General features: G+C 73.4%; 2 protein-coding genes. Both read left to right on the top strand.

The features are described 5' to 3' along the window. Window positions 1-1,205, top strand: a 1,205-nt coding sequence (locus tag EIO58_RS16530; protein WP_164861803.1) for a RecB family exonuclease, incomplete at its 5' end; no start/stop codon positions are given. Then, window positions 1,202-2,279: UvrD-helicase domain-containing protein (locus EIO58_RS16525; RefSeq protein WP_164861802.1), on the top strand; the 1,078-nt coding region annotated here is incomplete at its 3' end. The genes EIO58_RS16530 and EIO58_RS16525, both read left to right, overlap by 4 nt.

The following is a 2,279-nucleotide window of genomic DNA, read 5'->3' as shown; positions in this document are numbered from 1 at the left end:
AGGGCGCCGCCCCGTTCGACAGGCGCCGGGCGGCGATGCACGATGAGCTCCGGCTCCTCGCCCGCGCGCTCTCGCGTGCGCGAGCGCAGGTCGTGGTGACCGCGGTCGACGACGACGACACCGGCCCGAGCGTGTTCTTCGAGCTGCTGCCCGACCCCGAGCCGTTCCCGCTCGACCATCCGCTGTCGCTGCGGGGACTGGTGGCTCGCCATCGCCGGACGCTGACCGACGCCGCGTCCCCGCGTCCCGCGATCGAACGAGCTGCCGGACAGCTGGCTCTGCTGGCGGATGCCGGCGTCCCGGGTGCTGCGCCGCGGGACTGGTACGGCGTGCTGCCGCCGACGTCGACCGGCCCGTTGCGGGACCTCTCGCGCGAGGACGTGCGGGTCTCGCCCTCGCGCCTGCACGCGCTCGAGGAGTGCGAGCTCAACTGGGTGATCGGCGACCTCGGCGGCGACCCCGGCAGCACGACCGCGGGGCTCGGCACGATCATCCACGCGGCGCTCGAGCACGCCCAGAGCTCGGACGAGGCCGCGCTGTGGGCAGAGGTCGAGGCCCGCTGGGGCGAGCTCACGTTCGAGGCCGCCTGGCGCGACCGGGCCGAACAGACGCGGGCGCGCGACCTGGTGCGTCGCCTGCACCTCTACCTGCACCGCTTCGAGCAGGCCGGCGGGCGCCTGATCGGCGCGGAGCCCCACTTCGAGGTCGCCATCCCGGTCGACGCCGCCGAAGTCCCGGCGATCTCGGCCCAGGGCGAAGTGGCCGACGAGGAGCGGCCGCACCGCGTGCTGCTGTCGGGCTACATCGACCGGGTGGAGCTCACCCCCGAGGGCACGGTCGTGATCATGGACCTGAAGACCGGCAAGCGCGAGCCGCAGACAGACCTCAAGGTGCTCGACAACCCCCAGCTCGCCGCCTACCAGCTGGGGTTCGAGTCCGGCGCGATCCCCGAAGCGGAGGGTCTCGCCCCCGGCGGAGCGAAGCTGCTCGTGCTGCGACCGACCGCGACGAGGTCCGACTACGCGACGCCGTGGCAGCCGCCGTTCGACGGCGAACGTCGCGAGGCCTTCCTCTCGCGCATCCGGGCCGCCGTCGCGGTCATGCGAGGGACCACGTTCACGGCGCCGTACGAAGAGCACTGCCGTGACGACCACTCGTACGGGCTCTGTCGCATCCACACGATCGGCGCGGTGAGCGCCTCATGACCGCCGTCTCCCCGCCCGCGCTGTCGGCGCGGGTGATCGCCGCAGCGCTCGGCCAGTTCCCGCCGACCGACGAGCAGACCGCCGTCATCGAGGCGCCGCTCGAGCCGGCGCTCGTCGTCGCCGGAGCCGGCAGCGGCAAGACCGAGACGATGGCGTCGCGGGTGGTGTGGCTCGTCGCGAACGGACTGGTCCGCCGCGACGAGGTGCTGGGCCTCACCTTCACGCGAAAGGCCGCCGGGGAGCTGGCGGAGCGCATCCAGAGGCGGCTCGCGCGCCTCGCCGAGTTCGAGCGGCGCGGCCTGCTGCCGTCGCTGCCGTCGCTGGCGGAGCAGGGATTCCTCGACGTCTTCGGCGAACTGGAGCGCGCCGGGGCCGAGGCCGACCGCGGCGGCGTGACGCGGCAGGCCGCGATGGACGCCCTCGCGCGTGCCGTAGGCGCGGTGTCGCAGCCATCCGACGACGACGCGCTGCTGCATCGCCCGTCGGTCGCGACGTACAACAGCTTCGCCGACCAGATCGTCCGCGAGCACGCGGTGCGGATAGGCAGGGATGCCGAAGCCGCCGTGCTCTCGGAGTCGGCGGCGTGGCTGCTCATGCGGCGGGTCGTCTTCGCGTCCGACGATCCGCGGCTCGAAGCACGGGGTGAGGCCGTGCGCTCGATCGTCGACGCGGCCCTGCGGATCGCGCGCGACGGCGTCGACAACCTCGTCGACTTCGACGTGCTCGCGGCGTTCCCCGACCGCTTCCGCTCGGTCCGCGAGCTTCCGTCGACGCGGAAGGGCACCGCCGTCTACGCCGAGGTGGCCGAGGCGGCCGACAAGGTGGGAGCACTGGCGCTGCTGTCGGACCTCGCGCGCGAGTACGACGCCGAGAAGCGCCGGCTCGGTGTCATCGACTTCTCCGATCAGGTCGCCGGAGCCCTGGAGGTGGTCGCGAGCCACCCCTCTGTCGCCGAGGAGCTGCGCGACCGCTATCGCGTCGTGCTGCTCGACGAGTACCAGGACACCTCCGTCGTCCAGACCGACCTCCTGGCGGCGCTCTTCGCCGGCACCGGGGTGATGGCCGTCGGCGACC

The organism is Microbacterium sp. CPCC 204701, assembly GCF_004010105.1.
Taxonomy (GTDB): domain Bacteria; phylum Actinomycetota; class Actinomycetes; order Actinomycetales; family Microbacteriaceae; genus Microbacterium.
Note: the sequence above shows the minus strand (reverse complement) of the source record. Positions and strands in the feature narration are given on the sequence as shown.